This is a genomic window from Natrarchaeobius oligotrophus (assembly GCF_003841465.1).
GTDB classification, from domain to species: Archaea; Halobacteriota; Halobacteria; order Halobacteriales; family Natrialbaceae; genus Natrarchaeobius; species Natrarchaeobius oligotrophus.
Window position 1 is genome coordinate 1 of the sequence record NZ_REFZ01000043.1, and the last position, 5,709, is coordinate 5,709.

Sequence of the window (5,709 nt, forward strand, 5' to 3'; positions counted from 1 at the left end):
TCGCCGCCACCGCTGCTCGACCGGTTGATCGACGACGCACAGAAGATCCACCAGCAACGGCCAGTGTTACAAGAGACGCTCGCTACCGCTACGCAACCGAGGTGTGAGTCTTAGCTAAAGACGAATATTCGCGGTCGAATGCGTCGTCCTCGGTCAATGGATCGTAGGCGCGAAATCCGTCAGTGTAGACGGTTAGTGGCTCCTTCTCGCGGTTTGCGAGAAGGAGCCGAATCGTCGATTCGTCGGCTGATTTCGCTGGGATCACGTATCGATCGCCGGTGCCACGATCGACGATCGTGAACACCGGCGGTTTGTCTTGATCGTACGATCCTCGCCCACGTGTGGACAGGCCACGCGAGCGCGACTCTTGGTCGCGCTCGCGGCCTTTCAGCCCTGCAGAAACGTAGACTTCGTCGATTTCGACCGGACCAACGAGGTCGAGCGAAGGTGCGTCGAGCGCCTTCGTAAAGCGCTCGACGCGCTGGTAGATCGTTTTGTACTGGACGTCGATTTCTAGCTGGAGTTGGCGGAGACTCGTGTTAAATCGGAGAAACGCGTAAATCGAGAACAGCCACTTCCTGAGCGCAACTTTCGAATGGGCAAAGATCGTGCCGGTCTTGTCGTTGAACGTGCGGTCGCAATTCTTACAGAGATAGCGCTGAAAGTGCCCATAGCTGCCGTTCTTGACCGTCAGGTCAGAACGGCAGCGAGGGCAAGTAACACCGTTACGCCAGCGAACCTGCTCCAACAGGTCCGCTGCGACCGATTCCGAGCCAAACACATCGAGCGGAATCATGCCTAACGGACACCGCTGACGCGGTGTCCTTGCTCTCTTCGATTCCATAGCGACAGCTGAGCAGTATCAACAATCTCCTACAGAAGAGCGTACAAAATTTATCTTGACTATTAATGCGGAGATCGATCTCGATAAGCTGTTGGTTACGTTCTACTCGTTGCTTCGATTCAACACGAGTATCCGCCAGTTAGACGCTGAATTTGATGTCTCGTATCGATATCGTTGGCTCAGTCGAGATCAATGAATTCTATGTCTCCGGCGGGAAGAAAGGCCGCGAGCGCGACCAATGAGTGATCAGCGTAACAACTGAACCCCTCAAGCAGGCGTCAGCTCGCGATAGCAGAAGCGGACCGCTGGATCTGTGCATGGAGGAGTCAAAACTTACGCAGACCACTCATTGGTCGCGCTCGCGTGGCCTGTCGAAACGTGGACAGGGAAGCTACGACGGCAAGCCACCGGTGTTTGTCCTCGCTGATCGCGGCAACGATCAGCAATACGTTATCCCGTCGAAATCCGCTGATGAATCGACCGTGCGACTCCTCCTTGAGGACCACGAGGAGGAGTCATTGACAGTCTATACCGACGGATTTCGCACCTACGATTCGCTAGAGATGGATGAATGGTACCAGCGAGAAGCGGTTATTCACGACGAGGGCGAGTACGTTGATGGAAATGTACACGTGAATACGGGCAAAAGCCACCGTCGCGCCAGCGACGCGTGGCTCTCGCCCATCGAGGATCTCGAAAGACAAACTCACCGCGTATCTCGGCCCCTTCGAATTTCGTTGGAAGATTCTACGCAAACCCGGCCGGGAAGCCCTGAAAGACATTATTTGAACTGGTCTCTGACTCACTAATAATGTCCTTCACAAGAGTACACTCCATCCGTATTCGGTTGAGGAGTAAAACCGACAGACACCAGCGTCCTGATGATGTTATCTTTAGAAACCGCGTGGGGAGAGGCTGTGCTACCTGATCTCTCTCCAGCACTCATACGCCGTCGATTGACTTCCCGCTTTCCCGGGTAGCCACTTAACCGGTAGTGAATGAACTGGGCGTGCGACCGAAAGGTCGCCGCCCAGCGTTTCGGTGAAAAGACGAGATCATCATCATCTGCATGCTCAATGACCAGACTAAGCAACTCACACCTCACGACCAAGGATAACAGCGCCGCGTACAGCAGAATCTCTATGACGTTACCCTATCTCAGAGTATAAGAGCCGCTCGGAAAATGTTTGTATCATCCTCTGACTCATCAGTATTATGTATTATACGAGCGTGATATCTATCGGCACGACGCTAATTGCGGATGCTGCCCATCTAAAATCGATTCGTAGTTTAGATAAGGTGCAGACCTCCGGAACAGAGCCCTCTAACTACGATTGGCATGGTGTACGATATTATGACAGACCCTCACTCATTTGTGTATAGCAAATCCTAACCATTCGAAAAAGGGAAGCGGTTATACTTAGAAGTATTAATTCAACATAAAATGTTTAGAATTGAATTCCGCAGTTCTACGTCCCACAAATGAGAAATAATTGACCAGGATATTACAATTGTACCTTTGTAATACAATGTTCCTACCAGCCGTCAAGCACCATCACGAATCATAGATGAAAAATAGCATCCCACACCATAATCCTACGATTCAATTTGCACATAGCAAATATCTATTTCAGATCCTGGTGAATCGATAGACTGCATCAACTTGATCCGCCACAACTAAGGAGGGAGTGGGAAATGGTGAATGCCCTATGTCCAAGATTTCTCACTTGTTCTCAAGAATTGTATCAGTGCTAAAACACCGCCATTTCGCTGCATTGTCTGCGAATTTATCTGGAGAAGTCTTTTCCCAAAGCGCTCGATCGGTTGAGCGAAATGCTACAAATACTAACGGAAATCGACCTGACAAGGCAGACCTCCCAGATCACTCGACGCTCTCAAAGGGATTCGATAGGAACAAGATGGCAGTCTGGCGAGTACTGCTGCGCCTTTGGGTGCAGCTACACGAGCCATCAGGTCACGCAGCGATTGATGCAACGTTCGACCGCGAAAACGCGAGCAAACTGCTGCCGCACGAATTATTGCGTTCAGACGTCCAAAACTACCGTTCTCGTCATTACAGCCACAGAGGCTGTCCTCGAATTCATTGCACGACCGAGAAACGTCACGGCACGCAGATCAGCTACGATCCCATCCGCCGCAATGCGGTGAGTTGCATAGCCTCGCCACCGACAAAAGAATGACTATCAGCAATTACGTGACAAAACAGGGGCAGTGAACATGAGACCGCTAAGCAAGCAATGTCAGGTCCGATTCCTCACGCGTAACGCACGCAGATCAATGGGTAAAGTTAGAGAGCACTGTCTGAGACCGTCTTACCGGTGAGCAAGCGTACTTGTCAATACTGTTCGTGGAACCCGGTACCATGAATTCCTTGAAATCGTCCTGATGCATGTTGTTCCCAAAATCAAGCTGAGCTAGGCAAATCAATAGCCGTATGATGATTTATTCCCAGTCGATTTATACTGATAATACAGGTCATTTCAGGCAGGATAGCTAGATAGGTCCAAAAGATTTAATATGGGTCAACACAGACATTGCTAATATGCCACAAGGTAACAGTGGTTCTGCTAGTACCAATACAGTAGAGGTAAGGGACTTTGATGGGAATCAGAGTACAGTCAACAGACGAAAAGTTCTTGCGTCGATCGGCGCTGGAGCGGTAGCGGGATTAGCAGGTTGTGTTGGAGACGACGATGGCCCGGAAGGACTAGGGCCACAAGTTGAGCCTGTCGAGATTGCGTGGTGGTCCGGATTTGCAGGAATTTCGGAGTTCATGGAAGATACCGTCCCTATTCTTCAGGATACTTTGGACGCACTAGGAATGGACTCCGAGGTACAGGCTGTTGATTATGCCACAAATGCTGAAGCTAACGATCTGGATGAACGAACTAATCATATAAGTTTAGCAACAATGACAACTGGTATGGGTCGATTGGATCCGAACTACTTTGCGGACACGTGGACTGCTGATTTGGCCGCAACTTCTGGAGGAAATCCAGTTAGTTATGTTAGCTGTGAATACACCGACTTAGCTCGGGAAGGTGCACAAATTGCAGATGAGGAAGAACGAGCTGAAGTAATTAACGAATCACAAGCAGTTTTGTCCGAGAATGTACCTTTTGTCCCTATTAGTGGTCGTGACATCTTCGGTCTGATTCGTGACGATCTAGTGGAAATTGGAGATCTTGGTGCAGCTGGATTGACTGTTGCTAATCCATTAGCATACTTAGAAGTTGAACCGATGGATGAGGATACACTAATTTCTGCACGAACTGTAGATATCACCCAAACAAGAAATTTCAACGTAATTGCGAATAATTTTGCGGTGGATGTATGGAATATGTTGATTCATTCACCGCTTACTACCTACGATCTCGATTATGAGTTACAAAATACGCTAGCCGAATCTATTGAAGTTTCTGAAGATGGATTAGAAATCCAAGTGGAAATCCAAGATGCAACCTTCCACAATGGTGATCCAATTACGGCTGAAGACGTGAGGTTTTCATTTGAGCACCGGTGGGATAATGTTGGTCTATTCCCAGAAGTTACATCTGTTCCATATGATACCGTCGGGGTGATCGATGAACGAACGGTCAACATTATTTTGGATGAAGTATTTGCACCACTGCTACCACAAGTGTTACCCACGACTGGGATAATGCATAGGGAATCTTGGATTGAAGCCGGAGCCGAAGAAAATCCAGAAGAGGTAGAACCTGATGAAGTAATTGGATCAGGTCCTTTTGCGCTCGAAGAGTTCCAAAGGGGAGAGTTCCTTCGGATAGAACCACATGATGGACATCCAATCTACTCACCAGATTACTCGATTATTATGCAGGCATTTGAAGATAATACGTCTGCATATCGAGAATTCGAAGATGGCAATCTCCATGTTATGCCCGACGTGGATACAGGTCTATTGAGCAGAGCCGCAAGTGAATTAGGAGAAGATAGTGTTGAAGAGACAAACACTAACGGGAATCTTCCATATTATCTGGCTACACAGAATTCCTTCGGCCCGACAAAATTCCGGGCAGTAAGGCTTGCAATTGGGATGGCCCTTGACAGAGAAGCAATTATGGAACAAGCATTTAGAGGGCTTGTCGAACCGGAGCTATATTGTCGTGGAATGTTAGAAACTCATCCATGGGGAACTCCAGAGGATCAAGCCCTACAATTTACGGATGACCCATCAGGAGACATTGAAGGAGCACGTAGCGTCCTCTCAGAGGCAGGATTTGGTTGGGATGACGATGGAAACTTGTATTATCCGTCTGATGCGGATCTTGATCCAGCCTGGCCAGAAGGAGAGCACCCAGGTTCAACCGGAGAATACGAATGTTTGAATGAAGACTCCGAATATGTTGGGTCTTAAATTCAAGATCGGATCTGCCAATTTCACTGCGATAAATCACTAGACGAGGCTATTTCAATTTCATCACCTGAGCGTGTCATAGAATCCAACTCATAGCTTGAGCTTTTCACGTCCTGGATCGTGTCCTCGCTCGTAGTTGGTGATTGCAATGACGATCCGAAGACACAACGCAACGAACACTTCTGTTCGTGCGTGGACGCGGCCTCAGGCGCGGACGTGCCCGAGGCCGCAATCCTTGACCGCGTCGTTGGTTCGTTCGACTCCTGTTCGGTTGTTGTACGTCTCGTCCAAGATGGCACTGTCTAGTTCAGCACCTCCTCAGCTGGTGTTCGTCCATTCAGTGCTTGATTCGGCCGATCATGGTTATAATGGTGTCTGAAGCGTCTGAGCCAGCGGCGTGCGCTGGCTGGACTGCCCCGCCAGAAGGAGTGAAAGCGGTCGATCCGCATTGAGACAGTCTGAAACC

At 49.1% G+C, this 5,709-nt stretch carries 2 protein-coding genes and 5 pseudogenes; 3 read left to right on the forward strand and 4 right to left on the reverse strand.

What is annotated here, in order from left to right; all coding sequences use genetic code 11:
* Positions 1-124: 124 nt before the first annotated feature.
* Positions 125-796: pseudogene (locus EA472_RS21570) on the reverse strand (IS1595 family transposase); the annotation flags it as partial.
* A gap of 151 nt (positions 797-947) precedes the next feature.
* Here EA472_RS21570 and EA472_RS23185 point away from each other — a divergent pair.
* A pseudogene (locus EA472_RS23185) lies at positions 948-1,633 on the forward strand (transposase); the annotation flags it as partial.
* A 181-nt stretch (positions 1,634-1,814) separates the two neighbouring features.
* Here EA472_RS23185 and EA472_RS21585 read toward each other — a convergent pair.
* Positions 1,815-1,994, reverse strand: a pseudogene (locus tag EA472_RS21585) (IS4 family transposase); the annotation flags it as partial.
* Between the two features lie 614 nt (positions 1,995-2,608).
* Here EA472_RS21585 and EA472_RS21590 point away from each other — a divergent pair.
* Positions 2,609-3,283: pseudogene (locus EA472_RS21590) on the forward strand (IS5/IS1182 family transposase); the annotation flags it as partial.
* Positions 3,284-3,407: 124 nt separating this feature from the next.
* A complete protein-coding gene (locus EA472_RS21595; protein WP_124193524.1) occupies positions 3,408-5,243 on the forward strand; it encodes an ABC transporter substrate-binding protein in 1,836 nt (611 codons plus the stop codon).
* A gap of 90 nt (positions 5,244-5,333) precedes the next feature.
* Here the strand turns inward: EA472_RS21595 and EA472_RS21600 are convergent.
* Positions 5,334-5,549, reverse strand: a pseudogene (locus tag EA472_RS21600) (transposase); the annotation flags it as partial.
* A partial coding sequence (locus EA472_RS21605; RefSeq protein WP_165874939.1) for an integrase core domain-containing protein occupies positions 5,546-5,709 on the reverse strand: 164 nt, incomplete at its 5' end. The gene EA472_RS21605 and the pseudogene EA472_RS21600, both read right to left, overlap by 4 nt.